Source organism: Streptomyces curacoi (assembly GCF_001513975.1).
GTDB lineage: Bacteria > Actinomycetota > Actinomycetes > Streptomycetales > Streptomycetaceae > Streptomyces > Streptomyces curacoi.
The window spans coordinates 247314-268919 of the sequence record NZ_KQ947990.1; the positions used below are offsets into that span (position 1 = coordinate 247314).

The window sequence follows — 21606 nt, forward strand, 5'->3', positions numbered from 1 at the left end:
GCCGTCGATCAGCAACGGGGCAGGTGAGAAGGCGCTCTCAACGATCCCTACCGCACGCATAGGCAAGCGGCGAGATCAACTCCTCCGCGTCCGGCAACCACCGATTCGCCGGCGTCGGCCGACAGGCCCACTGCACAGCCCCCCGGGACCCGAACCGCGTGGGCGGCGCAGCCACATACGCGCCCTCGCCCAGCGTGACGAGATCGAGCGACGCCACCGACCACCCGAGCTTCCGCACCAGCTCCGGCACCTTCACCGAAGCCCCGGGCAGCACGAAGAAGTGCATCCGCCCGTCCGGCGTCAACGTCACCGGCCCCAGCGTCAACTCCATCCGCTCCATCCGGGCCAGGGCGAGAAACCCGGCGGTCTCCGGGACGGAAATCGCATCGAAGGTCCGCCCCGTCGGCAACAGGATCGACGCGTTCGGCTGCTTCTGCCACATCCGCCGCGCGACCGTCGCGCTCCCGGTCGCCTGCGTCGCCCAGTCGGGGCGTGCGGCGTGCGCGCCCGGCGCGGGGCACGCGGTGTCGCCACAGGAGCAGAGCTGCACCCCGTCGACGGCCTCCAACCAGGTCCCGGGGAACACGTCCCAGTGGCGCTCCTCGGCGTAGCGAACGGCGGTCTCCAGCAGCGTTTCCCCGCGCTGCTTCGGAATCTGTGCGGCTTCGGTGGCCGGGATCGTCTCTTTCACGCTGAACACAACTCCCGCACCCACCTCGGGTTACGGGCGTAGCGCGCGCGGGGGAGGAGCACTGATTCCTCATCTGGGGCGCATGGGTGCACGTGTGGGGGCGCGCGGGAGGATCCGTGGGCGGGGCTGGGTAGCCCCCTGTGGGGTCGGCTTCGGCCGTTACCCCGGCAATCCTCGCAAGCCTCGCATTTTCGCTCTGCCGACGGGGCATTGATCTTCACGGCCGGAACCTTTCGATGCACAGCCAGTGCCCCGAGCCGGATCCGGCGGTGGAAGACACATCAACTCGGTGCGTGGGCAGGCACCGCAGCCACAGGGGGTACGCCAATGGCCGCCAGGCCTCTCGTCGCGCGACAGCCGAACGAACGGCTGCAGGCGCTCATCCAGGAAGCGGGTTGCTCGAACGCCGGGCTGGCCCGCCGGGTCAACATGTGCGGCGCGGAGCACGGCCTCGATCTGCGCTACGACAAGACGTCCGTGGCCCGTTGGCTACGCGGACAGCAGCCGCGGGGCCGGGCGCCGGCGATCATCGCGGAGGCGCTCGGCCGCAAGCTGGGCCGTACGGTCACGATCGACGAGATCGGCATGGCCAACGGCAAGAACCTCGCGTCCGGCGTCGGTCTCCAGTTCTCGCCGACTGTACTGGGGGCCATCGAGCAGGTCTGCGAGCTGTGGCGGAGCGACGTCGGGCGGCGGGACTTCCTGTCCGGCTCGTCCGTCGCCGCCTCCGCGCTGGTCGAGCCCAGCCGCGACTGGCTGATCTCCTCGCCCGACTCGCAGGTGGCGCGCTCGGCGGGGCCGCGGGTGGGGCAGTCCGACGTGGCGGCCGTGCGGGCGATGACGCAGGCGCTCGTAGACCTTGATCACCAGTACGGCAGCGGGCATGTGCGGCCGGTCGTCGTGCACTATCTGAACAGTGTCGTGTCCGGGCTGCTCGCCGGGTCGTACCGGGAGGCGATCGGGCGCGAACTGTTCGCCACCGTCGCCCGGTTGACCGAGCTCGCCGGGTACATGGCCGTCGACACCGGGCAGCCGGGGCTCGCCCAGCGGTACTACATCCAGGCGCTGCGGCTGGCGCAGGCGGCCGGGGACCGGGGGTACGGCGGGTATGTGCTGGCCGCCTCCATGAGTCATCTCGCCGCGCAGCTCGGGAACCCGCGGGAGATCGCGCAGTTGGCACGGGCGGCGCAGGAGGGGGCGCGCGGGCGCGTGACCCCGCGCGCGGAGTCGATGTTCTATGCGGCCGAGGCGCGGGGTCATGCGTTGATGGGTGACGCGCGCGCCGCCCAGGTGGCGTCCGGGCGTGCCGTGACCGCGCTGGAGACGGCGGACGCGGACTCCGGGGACGACCCGGCGTGGATCGCGCACTTCGACGAGGCCTACCTCGCCGACGAGTTGGCGCACTGCCACCGCGACCTCGGCCAGGCCGAGGCGGCGGCCCGGCGGGCGGAGGAGTCCCTGGCGGGGCTCCCGGAGACCAAGGCGCGGCGCCGGGCGATCGGCTATGTGCTGCTCGCCACAGCACAGGTGCAGCAGCGCGAGATCGAACAGGCCTGCCACACCGGGCTGAAGGCCGTGGAACTCCTGGACACCCTCCGCTCCAACCGGGGCGCCGAGTATCTGGAGGACTTCCAGCAGCGGCTGGAGCCGTACCGGGACGAGCCGGTGGTAAGGGAGTTCGGGGCCCGGCTGGACCTTCAGGCCGCGGCGTGAAACCAGGGGGCGCCACGGCGTGAACGGGAGGGAAACCAAGGCCTCGGTGCGGGAAGGAGGGCATATACAGCGGATGGGGGCGGGTGCTGTTATTGCGGTCACAGGGACGCGGGTCAGGTCCCGAGCTGCGTAGCACCCGGATCGGCGGACCCGGTAGCGTGAGCCGACGATTCCGAAGGTCCCCCATTCGTAGGAGTCCCGGTGACGCAGAGTGGACAGGGCGAGGAGCCCTCGGCGCGGCCCGCGCGCGAAGGCATCGTGCTGCCCTCCGACGGTGGTGAGCCGCTGCTGCCGGGTATGACGGGCGGGCGTGACGGCCGGCCGACGTCGGTACCGCCCGCCCCGCCGACGGCACCCCCGCCCTCGGCACCGCCCGGCGGCCAGGCCTGGGGCACCCCCTGGGGACCCGACCAGAACCAGCACCCGAGCCCGCCGCCGGCCGCCCCCGGCCAAGCCTGGGGAACGCCGCCCGGCCAGGCGTGGGGCGGGCAGGAACAGCCGCACCAGTCGCCGCCGGCGCCTTGGGGCGCGGCACCGCAGACGCCCGGGGCCGCACCGTCCCGGCCGCTGCCGCCGGAGGGCGGCGCGTCGTACGGCGGGGGCACCCCGGGTGCGGCGGCGGGTACGCCGTCGTACGGCCAGGGCGACCCGGCCGGCTCACCGATGCCCGCGCCGCAGCCGCCGTACGGGCACGGCGGTCCGTCGTCGGCGCCGCTGCCGCCCGCGGGGCAGCACGGTCCGGGTGCGCCGCTGCCGCCCGCGAGCGGGCAGACGTACGGCACCCCTGGCCCGGTTGGAGCCGCTCCGGACGCCCGGCAGGGCCACCCGAACGCCCCCGTGGCGCCCGGCGCCCACGGCACGCCCACCGCCCACGGCGCCCACGGCACCCCCGGCGCGCCCCTGCCGTCGGCCGGTGACGGTGGTTTCGGGGCCCCGCTGCCTCCGGCCGACGAAGGCGCCACCCAGTACATACCGCCGGTCGCCGCCGCCCCCGCGGGCGCCGACGACCAGGCCACCCGCTACATACCGCCCGTCGCCGCCGCCCCGGCATCCGGTGCCGACGAGGGGGCGACGCAGTACCTCCCGCCGGTCGGGCCGGGGGCGTTGCCGCCCGAGGCGCCCGGGGAGAGCACGCAGATCCTGGGACGGGCCCGGCGGGGCGGCGGCGCCGGACCGATGCCGGCTGCCTCCGGACCCGACGCCGAGGCCACGCGGTACATGCCGCCCGTGGCCGGTCAGCCGGGCGGCGCCCCGTACGGCGGGCAGGAGCGGCAGCCGCTCTCCGACTTCGACAACCTCTTCCGCAGCGAGCCGGGCGGTGAGCCCCCGGCCGCGGCCACCCAGCAGCTGCCGCACTTCCAGCAGCCGCAGCCGCAGGGTCCGTACCAGCCGGCCTATTTCCCGCCCGGCCAGGGCGACGACGACGGCGGACGCGGCGGTCGCAGGAGTTCCCGGCTGCCCCTGATAGCCGTCGTCGGCGTCGGCATCGCCGCCCTCGGCATCGGCGCGGGCGCGATGCTCGCGGGCGGCGGCGGGGACGACCAGAAGGCCGACGACAACCGGCCCGTCTCCGCCACTGCCCCGGCGACCGAGGACTCCTCCTCCCCGCCCGCCGACCCGGCCGAGCAGCAGGCCATCGCCCTGGACAAGCTGCTGGCCGACAGCGGCGACAGCCGTACGGCCGTGATCAACGCGGTGGCCGACGTGAAGTCCTGCGGCAACCTCGCGCAGGCAGCCAAGGACCTGCGCGACGCGGCCAAGCAGCGCAACCAGCTGGTCACCGACCTGTCCAAGCTCACCGTCGACCAGCTCCCGAACCACACCGCGCTGACCACCGCGCTGACCAAGGCCTGGCAGGCGTCGGCGTCCGCCGACAACCACTACGCGGCGTGGGCGGACCAGGTGGCCGCGAACAAGGGCAAGCTCTGCAAGAAGGGCCAGGCCCGCACCACCGGCCAGACCCAGGCCGGCAACCGGGCCAGCGGCACGGCCAGCGCGGAGAAGAAGACGGCCGCGCAGCTGTGGAACACCGTCGCCAAGAAGTACGGCCTGACCGAGCGCCAGCCGACCCAGCTGTAGTGCGGCCGGGCGGTCAGCCCAGGTCGGCGTCCTGGAGGGTCCTCGTCACATCGATGAAGTTCTTCCGGGCCGCCACCAGCCGGCCGTCCCGTACGACCTGGAGGGTCACCTTGCGGTTGACCAGCCGGGGGTAGCCCACGGAGGCCAGGACGTCCTGGAACCTCCACTGGAGGGTCGGTGTGAGCCCGCCCGTGGAGACCTTCAGGCCCCTGTTCAGGGCCGCCCGCACGGAGTCGCCGGTGACCTCGTCGTCGCCCAGCGACTCGACGACCTTCTTGAACACCGTGTACGCGATCCAGGTGGTCTGCACGCCGGCGTCCGCGGGATCGATGCGGTTGTCGCCGAAGGCCTGCTCGCTGATCACCTTCTTCATCACGTCCCAGCGCGGATCGCTCGCGACGGGGTACCAGCCGGTGATGTACGACCCCTCGTACGGTCCCGACGCCCCGCCGTTCGCGTTGATCACGGTCTGGTCGACGCTGCCGAGGACGGTGGCGGTGCGCACGTCGGGGTAGTCCTCGCGGGCGCGCCGGAAGGAGTCCATGAAGGTGCTGGTGCGGTCGCCGAGCGCGGGCACCACACAGCCCGGCTCCGCCCCGGCACGGGTGGAGTACTCCAGGGCCCGCGTCGACTGGCTCGCGTACTCGGTGGCGTCCTCGTCGGCCAGCTGGTCGGCCGCCTCCGGGTGCCGGCCCGCCCTGAGGCCGGAGTCGAGCAGCGGCGGCAGCTCGTCGCCGGCGATGCTGTCGGGGCGCACCAGCGCGACGGGCCCGCACCTGCGGGCCAGCTCCCTGCCGAGGCCCGCCAGGAGGGTGGGCTGGCCGCCGTTGACGGGGTAGGACAGCGGGCTGGTGAACTCGGCGTTGGTGACGCCGTAGCCGCCGATGTACGGGATGCCGGCGCCCTCAAGCGAGGGCAGGAAGGTGTCGCCGTACTGGCTGTAGGAGCCGACGACCGCGACGGCCTTCTCCTCGATCGCGCGGTCGGCGCACTTCGCGGCGGCCACGCTGTCGTTGCGGTCGTTGCAGGTGAGGACCTTCAGCTCGCGGCCCCCGAGGCCGCCGCGGGCGTTGACCCAGCGGGCGTACGCCTGCGCGAAGGCCGGCATGCCGGGCTTGTTGGTGGCCTTGGTGTCCTCGGGGGCCCAGGTCATGACAGTGATCGGATCGTCCCCGGCGCCCCCCGTGGCACCGGGGACGACCCCGCATCCGGCGGCGAACGACGCACACGCCACCAGTGCCGCCGCCGAACGGACGGTGGCACGAACGGGCCGAGGGGTGATCGTCGGGAGGAAGCTGCTGCGGAAGCGTCGCCTGCCGGTCATGCTCCCGCACGATTCCGCCACATCGCTAACCTGGGCGTGACCTTTGGTTATTGTTCGGTGACGGGAAGGTGAATTACGGGGGTCGGTGAGGCACCTGCGAGGGGGAACGTACGATCGATGACCGTGCAAGGTTCGGAGAACTCTTCCCGTCGCGGCCGTCGCTCATCCACCATGGGCGGCATGCCCGTAAACGACATGCCGTGGTGGCGCTGGCGCAGCAATGTGCGCTCGGCGCTGCACATGCTCTCCGATCCGGTGTTCCAGAGGGACGTCTGGCTGGCCGGCGTCGACGGGTACGGCGACGTCACCGACGCCGTGTACCGCCTGGTCGAGGACACCTGGCTGGACAACTGGTCCGCCGAGAAGTACGTCGGCACGATATTCCGCGACTCGCAGGAGGCGGCCCTCGTGGACACCGCCGTGCTGCGGGTCCTGCGGATCATGCACCAGGTCGGTCCGGACGCGCCGGTCTCCGCGTACCTGGCGAACCAGGGGTGGCCGGAGGCGGTGCGGGCGGCGCGGGACGCGCATGTCCGGATGGCCATGGCCGACGGCGAGGACCCGGACGCGCCGCCGCGCACACTTGAGGTGCTGCGGATCATGACGCGGTCCGCGTAACGGGACGCGGGTCCGCCGGGCGCGCCGGATATGGGACCCTGTGGGGCATGAACGAGCAGTCCACCCGACCCACGGTCGCCCCCGACCAGTACGTCCTCACCCTGTCCTGCCCGGACCGGAAGGGCATCGTGCACGCCGTGTCGAGCTACCTCTTCATGACCGGCTGCAACATCGAGGACAGCCAGCAGTTCGGCGACCACGACACGGGACTGTTCTTCATGCGCGTCCACTTCTCGGCGGACGCGCCGGTGACCCTCGACAAGCTGCGGGCGAGCTTCGCGGCGATCGGGGACTCCTTCCAGATGGACTGGCAGATCCACCTGGCCGAGGAGAAGATGCGGGTCGTTCTGATGGTCAGCAAGTTCGGGCACTGCCTGAACGACCTGCTGTTCCGGGCCCGGATCGGGGCGCTGCCGGTGGAGATCGCCGCCGTGGTGTCGAACCACACCGACTTCGCTGAGCTGGTGGGGTCGTACGACGTTCCCTTCCACCACATTCCGGTGACGAAGGACAACAAGCCCGAGGCCGAGGCGCGGCTGCTGGAGATCGTGCGCGAGGAGGGTGTGGAGCTGGTCGTGCTGGCCCGCTACATGCAGGTCCTCTCGGACGACCTGTGCAAGCAGCTGAGCGGGCGGATCATCAACATCCACCATTCCTTCCTGCCGAGCTTCAAGGGCGCGAAGCCGTATCACCAGGCGCACGCCAGGGGTGTCAAGCTGATCGGCGCCACGGCTCACTACGTCACCGCCGATCTCGACGAGGGGCCGATCATCGAGCAGGAGGTCGAGCGGGTCGGGCACGACGTGACGCCGGACCAGCTGGTGGCGATCGGGCGCGATGTGGAGTGCCAGGCGCTGGCTCGGGCCGTCAAGTGGCATGCCGAGCGGAGGATTCTGCTGAACGGGCGGCGGACGGTCGTTTTCGCCTGATAGCTCGGGTTCGTCCGTTGCTGGGCGGCTGCGGGTCGTATGTGGTTGCTCGCGCAGTTCCCCGCGCCCCTTGAGTACGGTGCAGTGGACGCACCTCCAGGGGCGCGGGGCTGTATCGATTTGCGGCTCCGCCGCGTGGGCGCGACCAGCCCCCACACACCCGCAGTCGCCCGCGAATCCGCGAGCCACCCCTACATCCGGCTCAAGCTCGCCGCGGCGAACAGTACGTCCCTGATCGCCTCCCGGTCACCGACCTGCCCCGCCGCCGCCTCCGTCGGAGACACATGGCCCGCGGCCAGGCGGCAGAACTCGCCGCCGTCCAGGGCGATGTGGGCCACCTCGTGCTCCGCGGAGCCGACCGCCGCCGGGGAGTCCAGAGGGATCAGCCACTCGCCGCCGCCCGAACCCTCGATCTCCAGCCGGAGGCTGCGGCCGGGCTCACCGGCGGGGACCAGATGGCGGTGTGCGCCGGAGGCCGGCGCGGCCAGGCCCGCCCGGCGGCGGGCGGCCAGGACCGTGGGCAGCATGCGGGCCGCCAGGTCGACCATGCGGTGCAGATCGCGGCCGGACGGCGGATCGTACGGGTAGTCCACCGCCTCCGCGATGTCCTCGGCGTGCACCCAGCACTCGAAGGCGCGGTCCAGCATCGCGTCGTGCAGGGGCAGTTCGAAGTCGCCGTACGGCACGGACAGGTTGCCCGCGCCGCCGCCCGTGAAGGACACCGTGCGGACCAGGTCGTGCGTCTGCTCCCGCCAGGGCGCCCGCACGGCACGCGTCGGCGGGAAGTGCGAGGCCCGCCAGTACGCCTCCGTGCGCGCGGACGGGGTCGGCCGGTCCGCGGCCACGTCGCCCATCGGGTCCCGCAGGCCCAGCGCGACGGCTACCAGCCCGTCGACCGTCAGCAGATGCGCGATGACCCCGGCGACGGTCGTACGACGGCTCGTCGGCTCGTCCTTGCGGAACCACCGCAGCCGCACGGGCGCGTGCCACTCGGCGTCCCCGAAGTCCTGCAGCAGGGCGTCGAGGCGGGCCGTCTCGGCGTCGTACGGCGCCGCCCACTCGGGCACCGGAATGCGCGGTGGGCGCCGCTCCAGGCAGCCCTCCAGGACACGGGCGCGCAGGGACGGGCTCAGGTCGAGGGTCTCGGCGGGGTGCAGCAGGCCGACGGCTTCGCGCAGCCGCCGCGCCTCGTCCGCGCAGGCCCCGCAGCCGCCGAGGTGCTCCTCCACGGCCGCCGTCTCCTCCGGCGAGCAGGCGGCCAGCGCCCACGCGCCGAGGAGCGACTTCAGGACACGGTGCTCCAGGACGAGCGGAGCCGGGCGCGGCGCCACGTCGCCGAGGCCCTCCAGGGCGGGCAGGGGGTGGCCGGTGTCCTCGACGGAGGCGCGGGGGAGCGGTATGCGGGGCGGCTGGTCCGGATCCGGCTCCGGGGTGGGGTGCCGGGCGTCGCCGTTGCCGCCGTTCATGCCGCCGGCTCCGGGAGCGGTGTCCGCGGAGCCGTGCCCTTCCTTGTCCTTGGACTCCTTGGACTCGTCGTACTCGTCGTACTCGTCGGGGGAGGACTTGTCGTACGGCTCCTGCTCTCCGTGTCCTTCCCGCCCCTGGTGCTCGTCGTCCGCCTCGAACCGTTCCGCCTCGTTCACACCGCACCCCCGTACCCCGGCGGCGCCCCGGGGGCGGTTGAGGCGTCGTGGGCCGTGGACAGCAGCTGCAGGCCCAGGCGGAGGCGGCGGCGCGCCTCGTCCTCGGTGACGCCGAGGTCGGCGGCGGTCTGGCGGTAGTCGCGGCGCTGGAAGTAGGCCAGCTCCAGGGCGGCGCGCAGCGGGGCGGGCATGGACTGGACGATGTAGTCGGCGCGGGCGGCGACCGAGGCGTGCCGCACCTTGCGCTCCAGTTCCTCGGTGGAGCCGTGGCCGGCTTGGACGAGGGCGGCGGTCTCGGTGGCGCGCAGCCGCTGCACGGCGAGGTGGTGGGTCAGGGTGGCGACCCAGGAGCGCAGCGGGCCCTGCTTGGGGTCGTAGGTGTCCGGGTGTTCCCAGACATGGGCGAAGACGTCACGGGTGAGGGTGTCGGCGGCGCGTTCGTCGCCCAGCACGGTGTGGGCGAGGCCGTGCACGAGCGAGGCGAACCGGTCGTAGAGCTCGCCGAGGGCCGCCGCCTCGCCGCGGGCGAGCCGCTGCTGCATCTTGCGGTCCCAGCGGGGCGGTGCGTCGTTCTTCGCCATACGGCCCCCCTCACCGGTCCGTCCCTGTCCAGCCTGCGTCCGCCGACTCCCCGAATGTAGTCGGCACTTCTGACAGCGCACGCCCCTTTGTCGCATTGTGCGCCCCTCGACGAGCTGTGGGTGGTAGTGGACCTTGACCCCTGTTGGTGGCTGCGTTCGGCCTTGCGCTTGCTCGGCTACCCGGCCATCGTGCGATCAGACCCGATCGAACAGGATCGAATGCGATTGAAACAAGCCTCTTCTGATCGGTGACCGTTTTTCGGAGGGTGTTTCAGGGAACAGCCGCTGGGCAGCCGCGCTGCAAGGAAGCGTAGGAGTCGCTTCCGGTTCGGCGAGCGAGGGGCGTGGTGGTGACGTTGAAAGTGACCGGCGGCGAGCGGGGCGACTGGGCGGTGCTCCAGGTGGCGGGCGAGCTGGATCTGGTGACCTCGCCGATGCTGCGCCAGCACATCCACGACGAGGTGGCCGAGGGCCGCCACAGCCTCGTCCTCGACCTCTCCGAGGTCATGTTCTGCGACTCCAGCGGCGTCGGCGTGCTCATCGCCGCCCGCCGCCTCATCCGCTCCTGCCAGGGCAGCCTGCGGCTGATACTTCCGGCCCACGGCGCGGCGGAGGGATCGCACGTCAACCGGGTCCTGGGCGCCCTGGGGGTACGTCGGCTGTTCGAGGTCTACCCGGACGTCGCGGCGGCGGTGGCGGAGGACGCGCGCCCGCTGTCGGCCTGAACAGGGCCGATTCCCCTCCGTAGTGCCACACCGTTGTCCCAGAATTCCCCCGGTCTTGGCACAACCGCCGCTTTCCCGCGCCCGGACGCTCCCCGGCGTCGTACGCTCCGTGCCAGATGCACCCCACGTGACGTAAGGCGGCCCGATAAGACATGGTCAGCAGCGAGTACGAGCGCAGGATCGCCGCCCGGTTCGCCACCTTCGACCAGGACGGCAACGGCTACATCGACCGCGAGGACTTCAGTACGGCGGCCAAGAGGCTGCTCGCGGAGTTCGGCATCGCCGCCCGGTCCGACAAGGGACAGGCGCTGTACGTCGGCGCCGAGGCGTTCTGGCAGGGCATGGCCGGTATCGCGGACCGGGACGGTGACCAGCGCATCACCCGCGAGGAGTTCGTGAACGGCGCGGTCAAGCGGCTGCGGGACAACCCGGACCGGTTCGCCGAGATCGCCCGCCCCTTCCTGCACGCCGCCCTCGACCTGGCCGACGGCGACGGCGACGGAGCGGCCACGGTCGCCGACACCGCGCGCGTGCTCGGCTGCCTCGGCGTGCAGCCGGACCTCGCCCGGGCGGCCGCCGCCTCCCTCGACGCCGACGGCGACGGCAAGGTGGCGGAGAGCGAGATCGTGACCGCGTTCGCCCGTTACTTCACCGTCCCCGAGTGACCCGGACACCGCCGGCCCCTACGCCCCCGAGAAGCGCTCCCTGAGCTTGTACTTGAGCACCTTGCGCAGGGTCTCGTTGCGGGGAAGGGCGTCCACCACCTCCAGCTGCTCCGGCAGCTTGTGCGTCGACAGCCCTTCCCCGCGCAGATACGACGTCAGCTCGTCCAGGGTCGGCCTGCGGGCGCCCGCCGCCTGTTCCACGACCGCGCAGACCCGCTCTCCGCGCTCCGCGTCCGGCAGCCCTATGACGGCCACGTCCGCCACCGCCGGATGCCTGTGCAGCAGGTCCTCGATCTCCTTCGCCGAGATGTTCTCGCCCTTGCGGATGATCACGTCCTTCAGCCGGCCGGTCAGCACCAGATGCCCGCTGTCCGTCAGACGGCCGAGGTCACCGGTCCGCAGGAACCCCTCCTCGTCGAAGGCCGCCGCCGACTGCGCCGGATCCAGATAACCCCGGCACACCGCCTCCCCGCGCAGTCGCACCTCGCCGTCCACGATCCGTATCTCCATCCCCTCCGGCGGCCGCCCCTCCGTCGTCGCCAGGTTCTCCGCCGTGTCGTCCGGCGCCCCCATCGTGATCATCGGTACCTCGGTCATGCCGTACCCGTGGGTGAGCTGCACGTCCATCTCGCGGACCACGGCGTGATAGAGCTCCGGCGGCTTCGGCGCCCCGCCGCCCGCCAGCAGCCGCAGCGAGGGGATCACCTTGCCGCTGCCGGGGTGCCTGCGCTGCTCCGTCAGGAGCATCGAGTAGAACGCCGTCGACCCGCCGGCGATCGTCACGCCGTGCCGGCGGTACCCCGCCAGCGCGTCGGGCAGCGCGAACTGCTCGAACATCACCGCCGGGAAGCCGTACAGCAGCAGCATCACCATGTAGTCCGGGCCGCCTATGTGGGCGTACGGGAAGGCGATCGAGCCCACGTCGTCGGCTGTCGGACGCAGGGCGTGCGCCAGGCACGAGCCGCCCGCGATCAGTGAGCGGTCCGTGTGCAGGACGCCCTTGGGGTCGGACGTCGTCCCCGAGGTCCAGTAGATCCAGCGCACCGAGGTGCCCTCGGCCGGCGGAGGCGGCAGCAGCGTCGGATCGCCGTCGGGCAGGGTGTCGTACGCCTCGATGATCCCCTTCGCGCCGAGGCGCCGTGCCATCTCCGTGTGGTCGAAGCCCCGCCACTCGCCCGGCACGGCGAAGAACTCCGCCTTGGACTCCCGCAGCGCGAAGCCGACTTCGCGGTCCCGGTAGAACGGGATGACCGGCGACTGGACGGCGCCCAGGCGGGCCAGTGCGAAGGAGAGCAGGGCCGTCTCGATGCGGGTGGGCAGCTGCCAGGCGACGACCGTTCCGGGCCGTACACCCATGTCGTACAGTCCGGCCGCCACCCGCTCGGCACGCGCGCGCAGCTCGCCGAAGCTCAGTGCGCGGTCGTCCTGGAGGAGGACGGGGCGGTCGGGGGTGCGGTCGGCGCGGCGGGCGAGAAGCTCCCAGAGGGTGCGCGAGGAACTCAGGGCGTGAGCGGTGTCGGTCATGACAGCCCCCTGCGTCAGCTGACGGTCAGTCAGATAGTGGCCAGAGCGTAGGGCTCGCCGCCTTGTCGGTCCAGGGGTGCGGGTCTAGCCTTCCGGTGGCCGAGATTTTCTGACAGGGCATCAGATTTCTGCCTCTGGCGGAGGGGGTCCCGCTCGTGGATCTGGCGTACACGCCCGAAGAAGAGGAGTTCCGCGCCCGGCTGCGGGAGTGGCTGGGCCGGGTCCTGCCCACCCTCGGGCCCAAGCCGTCACCGGACGACTGGCCGGGGCGCCGCGCCTACGACCTGCGCTGGCAGCGCATGCTGTACGACGCCGGGTACGCCGACGTGCACTGGGGCGGGACGCCGAGCGTCCGGCTGATCTTCCTGGAGGAGACCGAGAAGGCGGGCGCGCCCTATGTGGGCGCGGGCTTCGTCGGGCTGCTGCACGCGGGGCCGACCATAGCCGCCGAGGGAACCGCCGAGCAGCGGGCGCGCTGGCTGCCGCCGATACTGCGCGGCGAGGAGGTCTGGTGCCAGGGCTTCAGCGAACCGGACGCCGGGTCCGACCTCGCGGCGCTGCGCACGCGCGCGTGGCGGGACGGAGACGACTATGTGGTCAGCGGTTCCAAGATCTGGACCTCGCACGCCGAAGTGGCCGACTGGTGCGAGCTGTTGGTGCGAACCGACCCCGAGGCGCCCAAGCACCGCGGGATCAGCTGGCTGGCCATGCCCATGGACGCGCCGGGCATCACCGTACGGCCGCTGAGGACCCTGGCCGGGTCGGCGGAGTTCGCCGAGGTGTTCCTCGACGAGGTGCGGGTGCCGGCCGCCAACCGGGTCGGGGACGAGAACGACGGCTGGCGCGTGACGATGGTGACCCTGTCCTTCGAGCGCGGCACGGCCTTCGTGGGCGAGGTGGTCGCGTGCCGGCGCGTACTGCGCGAACTCGCCGCTGAGGCACACAGGAACGGACGCTGGGACGATCCGGTGCTCCGGCGCAGGCTCGGGCGGCTGAACGCGGAGTTCCGGGCGCTGTGGCGGCTGACGCAGTGGAACGTGAGTGAGGCCGAGCTGACCGGCGGAGTGCCGGGAGTCGGGAGTTCGGTTTTCAAACTGAGGTTTTCGCACGCCCGTCAGGAGCTCTACGACGCGGGGGCCGACGTCCTCGGACCGGAGGCGCTGGACCTCGACCGCCCCTGGGTGCTCGACCGGCTGTCCTCCCTGTCGTACACCATCGCCGCCGGCACCTCGCAGATCCAGCGGAACATCGTGGCCGAGCGGATTCTCGGGCTGCCGAAGGGGCGGTGACGGATGCGTTTCCAACTGACCGAGGACCAGCGGGCGTTGCGGGACGGCGTGCGGGAGCTGCTGGCGCGGCGCTTCGGCCGGGAGGCGCTGCGGGCCGCCGTCGACGCACCCGGCCGCCTCGACCGGGCGCTGTGGCGGGAGCTCGGCTCGGCCGGGTTCTTCGCGCTGCGGCTGCCGGAGGCCGAGGGCGGAGTCGGACTCGGGCTGCCCGAGGCGGTGTTGGCCTTCGAGGAGGCGGGGCGCGCGCTGTTGCCCGGGCCCTTGGTGGCCACGCATCTCGCGGCGGGGCGGGTCCCCGGCGCGGCCACCGGGGAGGCGGTCGTGGCCGCCGTCGGCAACGGGCTGGTGGAGTGGCTCGCAGAGGCGGACGTCGTACGGGGGAACGCGGCGCGGGCTGTCCCGCTGCGGTCGGTCGACCCGCTGACGCCTCTCCACCGGGTCCCCGTGGCCGGCGGCGTGGACCCCGTCGCCGTGCTCCTCACCGCCGCCGAACAGCTCGGCAGCGCCACACGCGCGTGCGAGCTGGCCGTGCAACACGCCCGGGCGCGCGAGCAGTTCGGGCAGCCGATCGGTGCCTTCCAGGCGGTGAAGCATCTGTGCGCGGAGATGCTGGTGCGCACCGAGACGGCCCGTGCCGCCGTGTACGCGGCGGCCGTCACCGCCGACCCGGCCGACATCGACACCGCCCGGCTGCTCGCCGACGAGGCCGCCGTACGCGGCGCCCGTGACTGCCTCCAGGTGCACGGCGGCATGGGATTCACCTGGGAGTTCGAGGTCCATCTGCATCTGAAACGCACATGGGTGCGGACACACCGTACGGGTGACGCTACGCAGAGTGAGGAGAATCTGGCCGCCGAACTTCTCGCCCAGTTGAGCTGAAAGCCTCTGGTCTGCGGTGTCGCCGACCGGTCTCGCGCGGATGTCGCGGATTGTGGCATACCGGAATTACGGAGCGTTGATATCGGGTTGTGTCCTACGCGTGACTCGTCACGGCCTGGAGTCGGCGGCCCGCTCCGGTACCTTGTGTGAGATGCGAGTGGTTCCGAGTACGAGCCATGCCGGAGTTGCCCTTGAGGCGGCTCCGGATCCGGCGGTGCGCGCCGCTGCTCGCAAGGCGGGAGGGCGTTCTGCCCCCGCCTGTTCGACTCTCCACGACAAGCGTCGCACAGTATGCCGCACGGGTACTCCTTCGCGCTGGAATATGCCCGAAGCGCTTGTTGGGGTGACTGTACGTCAACCATGCTGTCAGCTAAGGGATTCACGTTCTGTGACCCTGGCTCTGGCCATTGTTCTGGCCATGAAAAGAATGGCTAGGATCGTGGCCCTCGTGAGGCGCGGGGCTATGTGTCCGCCGGTTCGGATGGTGTGAGCGGTGCAGGTGCTTCAAGTGCAGCTGGAGATCCGGCCCGACCCCGCTGAGGTGGGGCGAGCCCGGCGGTGGGCCCGCTCGCGGCTCGCCGGGTCCGGGATAGGGGCCGACGAGCCGCTCGCCGAGACGCTGATCCTGCTCGTCTCGGAACTGGTCACCAACGCCGTGGTGCACACCGGCTGTCCGGCCGTACTGCGGCTGTCCCTGCCAGGGGCCGCGCAAGGGTCCGCCACCGTACGGCTGGAGGTGGCCGACCGCAGTGACCGCGCGCCGGTGCCCCGCTGTGCCGACGGTGACGCGACGGGGGGTCGCGGACTGGCCCTCGTCGACGGTCTCGCGGACCGGTGGGGCTGGAGCGCGGAGGGTGCCGGCAAGCGGATCTGGTGCGAACTGGACCGGAGTGCGCAGGCGGCCGGGTCCGCTTCGGTCTGCGGGTCCGGGGTGTCGGCGTACGAGGGGCTGGCGTACGAAGCGGTGTGACGGGCGCACGGCGCGGCAACTGCGCCGGGTTCGGTGCACGGTTGCAGAAAGCGCTGTCCCTGCCGCTCGGGCCGACATCGATGCGCCCGGGCATGCTTCTGTGCGCGCCTGCTGCAAATAGGGCTTAAGTAACAAATCCCCGAGTGGGTGTTGACGCCGCGTGTCCGGTTGATCACGCTTGTGGTCAGCGATTCGCCGCGAGGGGACGACGAGGGGTTCGGTGACGGAAGCCCTCGCCGAGTGTGGGTCGTGATTCGGCGTCGGTTTCTCTCGGGGTCTGGAGAAGCCGGGGCGGGTACGCCGGAGTCGGATGGCGGCGCGCGGCGCCGCGCTCGGAGCGGACGGGGCATCTCCCGCTTGAGCGCAGCCGGTAGTGGGGGAGCCGCGCCGCCAGCCGGCTTGTCAGAGCAGGGCCACGGGTGCGACGGGAGTCCCGGTGCCGCCCACGAAGGGCTCGGGCATCGCCGACAGCAGGAACGCGTAGCGGCCTTCTTGTCCACAGGCTGTGGACAACTTTTCGAGATTCCAGTTCTGGCCCTGGAGCATCCCCATTTCCACCAGATCGAGCGCGTGCACAGGCAGCCACAAATCCTCTGTCTCCGGCGGAAATATCTCAAATGTGAGCGTGTCGTTGGCGACGGCCGCCACATCGCGCGCGTGGAACCACTCCGGCGTGCGGATCGACAGCCCGGGTGAGGGATAGCCGTACGCGTGCTTGTCGCCGGCGAGATAGACCTGGATCTGTCCAGTCCGGACGAGCACGATGTCGCCGGCGCGCACGTGCGTACCCGCCAGCTCCTCGGCGGCCTCCAGGTCCTCCGGCGTGACCGCGTGCCCGCCGTCGAGCCGGGTGACGCCACGCGCGCGTGCCACGTCCAGCAGCACCCCGCGCGAGACGACGTGCCGCGCCTTGTCGATGCCGCTGAACTCGGCGCCGCCGTGCGCGGTGATGGTGCCGGCCGGGCGGCCGTTGTAGATCCGGCCCGAATGCGAGACATGGGTGAGCGCGTCCCAGTGGGTGGCCGCCTGCAGGCCCATGGTCACGGCGTCGTCGCTGCACGCGACGGTTCCCGGACCGAAGAGCTCCTGGTTGATCTGCACCATGGCGTGCAGGGGGTTGACGCGCCCGGGGATCAGACCGGTCTGTACGCCGTCGTGCTGGAGGGGGAGCGCGAGGGGGACGCGGCGGCCGGTGCGGACGCAGGCGGCCGCCTCGCGCACGACCTCGTCGGTGATCAGGTTGAGGGTGCCGATCTCGTCGTCGGCCCCCCAGCGGCCCCAGTTGTTCACGCGCTTGGCGATCTCGTGGAACTCGTCCGGCAGCGACATGAGTCCTCCCCGGGGCTTGTGTCCGTGCGTCTGACGGGTCATAAAATCTAACGGCCCGTCAGAAACCGCGGGAAGGGGCCGGGTGTGGGGAACTTCTTGGCAGGCAGGGTCGTCGCCGTGACGGGTGCCGGGCGGGGGATCGGGCGGGCGGTGGCGCTGGCGGCCGCGGCCGAGGGCGCGCGGGTGGTCGTCAACGACTACGGGGTGTCCGTGGACGGTGTCTCGCCCACGAGTGAGGTCGCCGAGGCGGTGGTCAAGGAGATCGAGGCGGCGGGCGGGGAAGCGGTCGCCGTGGCCGACGACGTGTCCACGATGGCGGGTGGGCAGCGGGTCGTGGACGCGGCCGTGTCGGCCTACGGGCGGCTCGACGGGGTCGTCTGCGTCGCCGGGATCCTGCGGGAGCGGATGCTGTTCAACATGACCGAGGAGGAGTGGGACCCCGTCGTCGCCACCCATCTGAAGGGGACGTTCACGGTGTTCCGGGCCGCCTCCGCGGTGATGCGCGAGCAGCGGGCGGGGACCCTGATCGGGTTCACCAGCGGCAACCACCAGGGGTCGGTCTCGCAGGCCAACTACAGCGCGGCGAAGGGCGGGGTCATCTCGCTGGTGCGGAGCGCCGCGCTGGGCCTGAGCCGGTACGGGGTGACCGCCAACGCGGTGGCGCCGGTCGCCCGTACGCGGATGTCGGCGAACGTTCCCATGGAGCTGACGGAGATCGGGGAGCCGGAGGATGTGGCGGCCCTGGTGGTCTATCTGCTGTCGGACGCGGCTCGGGAGCAGGGGGTCACCGGGCAGGTGTACACCGCTGCCGGACCGAAGATCGCGGTATGGGCGCAGCCGCGTGAGCTGCGTGCCGTGTATGCCGAGGGGCCCTGGACGCCGGAGCGGATCGCGGAGGTTCTGCCCGGGTCGGTGGGGGTGGATCCGATGCCGATGTCGGAGCGGGTGGAGGCGATGGCTCGGGCTGCGGCACGGAAGGAACGGCCGAACGCCTGACAGCTCGGGACGGACGGTCGTACGGCGAGCGCGGTTGTCGGTGGCTGGTCGCCCCCACGCGGCGGAGCCGCATATCGACACAGCCCCGCGCCCCTGACGGGACGCTGTGCCACCCGGTGATGACAAGGAGACCCCATGGACTTCGGGTTCACGGCGGAGGATGAGGCGTTCCGTGTGGAAGCGCGGGCTTGGCTCGGCGAGCATGCCAAGGACGCTCAGGATCGTCGTACCTGGGAACGCACCCTCGGTAAAGCCGGGTGGATCGGGCTGGGTTGGTCCGAGGCCGGTTACGGCAATCGCAGCGCCACCCTCACCCAGCAGGTCGTCTGGGCCGAGGAGTACGCCCGGTCGGGCGCGCCGCCTCGCTCCGGGCACATCGGGGAGAAGCTGCTCGCGCCCACCCTCATCGCCCACGGCAGCGAGGACCAGAAGGCCCGGTTCCTGCCGCCGATCGCCGCCGGGGACGAGCTGTGGTGCCAGGGGTACAGCGAACCCGGTGCGGGGTCGGATCTCGCCGGGGTGCGGACGAAGGCCGAACTCGGTGCGGACGGGACCTACCGGGTCACCGGGCAGAAGATCTGGACCTCCCTCGCCCATGAGGCCGACTGGTGCTTCGTGCTCGCCCGTACGGATCCGGACTCGACCCGTCATCACGGGCTGACCTTCCTCCTCGTGCCCATGGACCAGCCGGGGCGCATCGAGGTGCGGCCCATTCGGCAGATGACCGGGACCAGCGACTTCAACGAGGTGTTCTTCGACGGGGCACGCGCGCGTGCGGAGCACGTCGTCGGGGGAGAGGGCGGCGGCTGGCGGGTCGCGATGAGCCTGCTCGGGTTCGAGCGGGGGGTGTCGACGCTTGCCCAGCAGGTGGGGTTCGCCGCGGAGCTGGAGCGGGTCGTGCGGACGGCCGTGGAGACGGGGGCGGTCGGTGATCCCGTCGTACGTGAGCTGGTGGTGCGGCAGTGGGCCGAGCTGCGGGTCATGCGGTGGAACGCCCTGCGGACGCTGGGCAGTTCGGGGCACGTGGGGGCGCCCAGCGTGGCCAAGCTGTTGTGGGGCGGCTGGCATCAGCGGCTCGGGGAGCTGGCGCTGCGGGTGCGGGGCGCGGCGGCGGCGGTCGGGCCGGCCGAGTGGTCGCCCTCGGCGCCGTACGAACTCGACGAGGTGCAGCATCTGTTCCTGTTCTCCCGGGCCGACACCATCTACGGCGGGTCCGACCAGGTTCAGCGCACGATCATCGCCGAGCGCGTGCTCGGTCTGCCGAGAGAGCCGAGAGGTTGAGGGGGCGGTGTGATGCGAGGCGTGGTCTTCGACGGGCAGCAGGTCCAGGTCGTGGACGATCTGGAGGTGCGGGATCCGGGGCCCGGGGAGGTGCTGGTCGCGATTTCGGCGGCCGGGCTGTGCCACAGCGATCTGTCTGTGGTGGACGGGACCATACCTTTCCCCGTTCCTGTGGTGCTGGGCCATGAGGGGGCGGGGGTGGTGGAGGCCGTGGGCGCCGGGGTCACCCATGTCGGGCCCGGGGACCATGTCGCCCTGTCCACGCTCGCCAACTGCGGTGCGTGCGCCGAGTGCGACCGGGGACGGCCGACGATGTGCCGGCAGGCGATCGGGCGGCCGGGGCGGCCGTTCCGGCGGGGCGGGCAGGCGGTGTACCAGTTCGCGTCCAACTCCGCCTTCGCCGAACGGACCGTGGTGAAGGCGGTCCAGGCGGTGCGCGTGCCGGAGGACATCCCCCTGCCGTCCGCCGCGTTGATCGGATGCGGGGTGCTGACCGGGGTGGGTGCCGTGCTGAACCGGGCGCGGGTCGACCGCGGGGACCGGGTGGTCGTGATCGGCGCGGGCGGGATCGGGCTCAACGTCATCCAGGGGGCTCGGATCGCGGGGGCGCTGCGGATCGTGGCCGTGGACGCCAATCCGGCGAAGGAGGCGGTGGCGCGGCAGTTCGGGGCGACCGACTTCCTGACCTCGGTGGAGGGGGTGCGGGAGCTGCTGCCCGAGGGGGCGGACCACGCCTTCGAGTGCGTGGGGCGCGTCGAGTTGATCCGGGCTGCCGTCGATCTGCTCGACCGGCACGGGCAGGCGGTGCTTCTCGGAGTGCCGGCGGCCACGGCCGAGGCGTCCTTCCGCGTCTCCTCGATGTACCTGGACAAGTCGATCCTCGGGTGCCGGTACGGGTCGTCGCGGCCCCAGCGCGACATCGCGCTGTATGCCGAGCTGTACCGTGCGGGGCGGTTGCTGCTGGACGAACTGGTGACGGCGACGTATCCGGTGGAGGACTTCGAGAAGGCCCGGGCGGACGCGGAGGCGGGGCGGGTGGCGCGCGGGGTGCTGACGTTCTGAGCGCTGCGGCCCGGACGGGGACCGGGACGGGACGGGCGTGGGGGCGGGGACGCGGTCGCGAGTGCCGGGTGCGCGGTGTCGGGAGCGCGGTGTCGGGAACGGCGGCCGGAGCGCTGCCGGCGGGTGTGGGCAAGCGGGGGTCAGGTGTGGGCAGGGGGTCAGGTGTGGGCAACCGGGGTCAGGTGTGGGCAGGCGGGTGTCAGGCGTGGGCGTCGGCGTCCCGGTGGTGCCCGGAGCCGTCGCCGCCGATGCGGAAGGTACGCCGATAGGTGGTCGGCGTGACCCCGAGTGCGGCCTGCAGGTGCTGGCGCATCGACTGGGCCGTGCCGAAGCCGGCGTCCCTGGCCACCTGGTCCACGGAGAGGTCGGTGGACTCCAGGAGGTGGCGGGCGCGTTCGACGCGCTGCTGGGTGAGCCACTGGCCGGGGCTGATGCCGACCTCCTCGCGGAAGCGGCGGGTGAAGGTGCGGACCGACATGGCCTCCTGGTCGGCCATGTCCCGCAGCTGGATCGGCTCGTGCAGGCGGCCCAGGGCCCAGGCGCGGGCCGTGGTCGTGGACGCCTGCTGCGGATCGGGGACCGGGCGGTGGATGTACTGGGCCTGGCCGCCGTCCCGGTGGGGCGGTACGACCGTGCGGCGGGCCACGTCGTTGGCGATCGCCGTGCCGTGGTCGCGGCGGACCATGTGCAGGCACAGGTCGATCCCCGCGGCGACCCCGGCCGAGGTGAGCACGTCGCCGTCGTCGATGAACAGGACGTCCGCGTCGACCTTGATCCTCGGGAACAGCCGCTGGAAACGCTCGGCGTCGGCCCAGTGCGTGGTGGCCGGGCGGCCGTCGAGGTGGCCGGCGGCGGCGAGGACGTAGACGCCGGTGCAGATGGAGGCGAGCCGGGTGCCGGGGCGGATGTGCGCGAGCGCGGCGGCCAGTTCGTCGGTCAGGACGCCCTCGTCGAAGACCGGGCCGAGTTCGTAGGACGCCGGGACGATCACGGTGTCGGCGGTGGCCAGGGTCTCCGGGCCGTTGGCGACGTGGATGGCGAAGTCGGCGTCGGTCTCGACCGGGCCCGGCGGCCGGATCGAGCAGGTCACGACCTCGTACAGGTGCCGCCCCCGCGCGTCCTTGGGGCGGCCGAAGATGCGGTGCGGGATGCCGAGTTCGAAGGGGAGGAGGCCGTCCAGGGCGAGGACGGCGACACGGTGCGGACGGAAGGGTTCCTGCTGGGCGCGCGCCGCGCCGGTGGCCGTGTCCGTGGCACGATCCGTATCCGTGGTCCGCTCCGTGTCCATGGCCCGATCCTAGCGAATGA

General features: G+C 72.1%; 19 protein-coding genes. 12 read left to right on the forward strand and 7 right to left on the reverse strand.

Features of this window, described 5'->3' with window-relative positions:
• Positions 1-37: 37 nt before the first annotated feature.
• Positions 38-700, reverse strand: a complete 663-nt coding sequence (locus AQI70_RS24275; RefSeq protein ID WP_004000351.1) for a bifunctional DNA primase/polymerase — start codon at positions 698-700, stop codon at positions 38-40.
• Between the two features lie 318 nt (positions 701-1018).
• Here AQI70_RS24275 and AQI70_RS24280 point away from each other — a divergent pair, with 318 nt between their 5' ends.
• Both AQI70_RS24280 and AQI70_RS24285 read left to right on the forward strand, forming a co-directional pair.
• On the forward strand, positions 1019-2404 hold the full coding sequence (locus AQI70_RS24280) for an NsdA family TPR-like regulatory protein (RefSeq protein ID WP_062153552.1): 1386 nt from the start codon (positions 1019-1021) through the stop codon (positions 2402-2404).
• Between the two features lie 201 nt (positions 2405-2605).
• Positions 2606-4483 carry a hypothetical protein gene (locus AQI70_RS24285; RefSeq protein ID WP_062153554.1) on the forward strand — a complete coding sequence of 626 codons (1878 nt, stop codon included), beginning with the start codon at positions 2606-2608 and terminating at the stop codon, positions 4481-4483.
• Between the two features lie 13 nt (positions 4484-4496).
• On the opposite strand, the gene AQI70_RS24290 is transcribed toward AQI70_RS24285, so the two are convergent.
• Positions 4497-5807, reverse strand: coding sequence for an ABC transporter substrate-binding protein (locus AQI70_RS24290; RefSeq protein ID WP_062153556.1), 1311 nt, complete (start codon positions 5805-5807; stop codon positions 4497-4499).
• Between the two features lie 117 nt (positions 5808-5924).
• On the opposite strand from AQI70_RS24290, the gene AQI70_RS24295 reads away from it, so the two are divergent.
• Both AQI70_RS24295 and purU read left to right on the forward strand, forming a co-directional pair.
• Positions 5925-6425 (forward strand): SCO4402 family protein, encoded by a 501-nt coding sequence (locus tag AQI70_RS24295; protein ID WP_062153557.1) that lies wholly within the window; start codon positions 5925-5927, stop codon positions 6423-6425.
• 47 nt (positions 6426-6472) lie between these two features.
• A complete protein-coding gene (gene purU, locus AQI70_RS24300; protein ID WP_062153558.1) occupies positions 6473-7354 on the forward strand; it encodes a formyltetrahydrofolate deformylase in 882 nt (293 codons plus the stop codon).
• Positions 7355-7545: 191 nt separating this feature from the next.
• Here the strand turns inward: purU and AQI70_RS24305 are convergent, their stop codons facing one another.
• On the reverse strand, positions 7546-8820 hold the full coding sequence (locus tag AQI70_RS24305; protein WP_244181842.1) for a zf-HC2 domain-containing protein: 1275 nt from the start codon (positions 8818-8820) through the stop codon (positions 7546-7548).
• Positions 8821-8993: 173 nt separating this feature from the next.
• Positions 8994-9578, reverse strand: coding sequence for a sigma-70 family RNA polymerase sigma factor (locus AQI70_RS24310; RefSeq protein ID WP_062153560.1), 585 nt, complete (start codon positions 9576-9578; stop codon positions 8994-8996).
• 344 nt (positions 9579-9922) lie between these two features.
• Here AQI70_RS24310 and AQI70_RS24315 point away from each other — a divergent pair, with 344 nt between their 5' ends.
• Together AQI70_RS24315 and AQI70_RS24320 are read left to right on the forward strand one after the other, a co-directional pair.
• Entirely contained in the window at positions 9923-10303 is a 381-nt protein-coding gene (locus AQI70_RS24315) for an STAS domain-containing protein (RefSeq protein ID WP_062153561.1), read from the forward strand.
• 152 nt (positions 10304-10455) lie between these two features.
• Positions 10456-10968 (forward strand): EF-hand domain-containing protein, encoded by a 513-nt coding sequence (locus AQI70_RS24320; RefSeq protein WP_062153563.1) that lies wholly within the window; start codon positions 10456-10458, stop codon positions 10966-10968.
• Between the two features lie 18 nt (positions 10969-10986).
• Here the strand turns inward: AQI70_RS24320 and AQI70_RS24325 are convergent, their stop codons facing one another.
• On the reverse strand, positions 10987-12492 hold the full coding sequence (locus tag AQI70_RS24325) for a class I adenylate-forming enzyme family protein (RefSeq protein WP_062153564.1): 1506 nt from the start codon (positions 12490-12492) through the stop codon (positions 10987-10989).
• Between the two features lie 155 nt (positions 12493-12647).
• Here AQI70_RS24325 and AQI70_RS24330 point away from each other — a divergent pair, with 155 nt between their 5' ends.
• The 3 genes from AQI70_RS24330 to AQI70_RS24340 all read left to right on the forward strand — a co-directional run bounded on the left by AQI70_RS24330 (position 12648) and on the right by AQI70_RS24340 (position 15630).
• The gene (locus AQI70_RS24330; RefSeq protein WP_062153566.1) at positions 12648-13781 is read left to right on the forward strand and encodes an acyl-CoA dehydrogenase; all 1134 of its coding nucleotides are present in this window, start codon (positions 12648-12650) and stop codon (positions 13779-13781) included.
• Positions 13782-13784: 3 nt separating this feature from the next.
• The gene (locus AQI70_RS24335) at positions 13785-14660 is read left to right on the forward strand and encodes an acyl-CoA dehydrogenase family protein (protein WP_062153568.1); all 876 of its coding nucleotides are present in this window, start codon (positions 13785-13787) and stop codon (positions 14658-14660) included.
• Between the two features lie 508 nt (positions 14661-15168).
• A complete protein-coding gene (locus AQI70_RS24340) occupies positions 15169-15630 on the forward strand; it encodes an ATP-binding protein (RefSeq protein ID WP_062153570.1) in 462 nt (153 codons plus the stop codon).
• Between the two features lie 402 nt (positions 15631-16032).
• On the opposite strand, the gene AQI70_RS24345 is transcribed toward AQI70_RS24340, so the two are convergent.
• Positions 16033-16959: a cyclase family protein gene (locus tag AQI70_RS24345; RefSeq protein WP_062153572.1), complete on the reverse strand. Its 927-nt coding sequence runs from the start codon at positions 16957-16959 to the stop codon at positions 16033-16035.
• Between the two features lie 84 nt (positions 16960-17043).
• Here AQI70_RS24345 and AQI70_RS24350 point away from each other — a divergent pair, with 84 nt between their 5' ends.
• The 3 genes from AQI70_RS24350 (at position 17044) to AQI70_RS24360 (ending at position 20298) form a co-directional block, all read left to right on the forward strand.
• Positions 17044-17955, forward strand: a complete 912-nt coding sequence (locus AQI70_RS24350) for an SDR family NAD(P)-dependent oxidoreductase (RefSeq protein WP_062153573.1) — start codon at positions 17044-17046, stop codon at positions 17953-17955.
• A gap of 135 nt (positions 17956-18090) precedes the next feature.
• Positions 18091-19236 (forward strand): acyl-CoA dehydrogenase family protein, encoded by a 1146-nt coding sequence (locus AQI70_RS24355; protein ID WP_062153576.1) that lies wholly within the window; start codon positions 18091-18093, stop codon positions 19234-19236.
• A gap of 12 nt (positions 19237-19248) precedes the next feature.
• On the forward strand, positions 19249-20298 hold the full coding sequence (locus AQI70_RS24360) for a Zn-dependent alcohol dehydrogenase (RefSeq protein ID WP_062153578.1): 1050 nt from the start codon (positions 19249-19251) through the stop codon (positions 20296-20298).
• A gap of 199 nt (positions 20299-20497) precedes the next feature.
• On the opposite strand, the gene AQI70_RS24365 is transcribed toward AQI70_RS24360, so the two are convergent.
• Positions 20498-21586: a GlxA family transcriptional regulator gene (locus AQI70_RS24365; protein WP_079051455.1), complete on the reverse strand. Its 1089-nt coding sequence runs from the start codon at positions 21584-21586 to the stop codon at positions 20498-20500.
• Between the last annotated feature and the right edge of the window lie 20 nt (positions 21587-21606).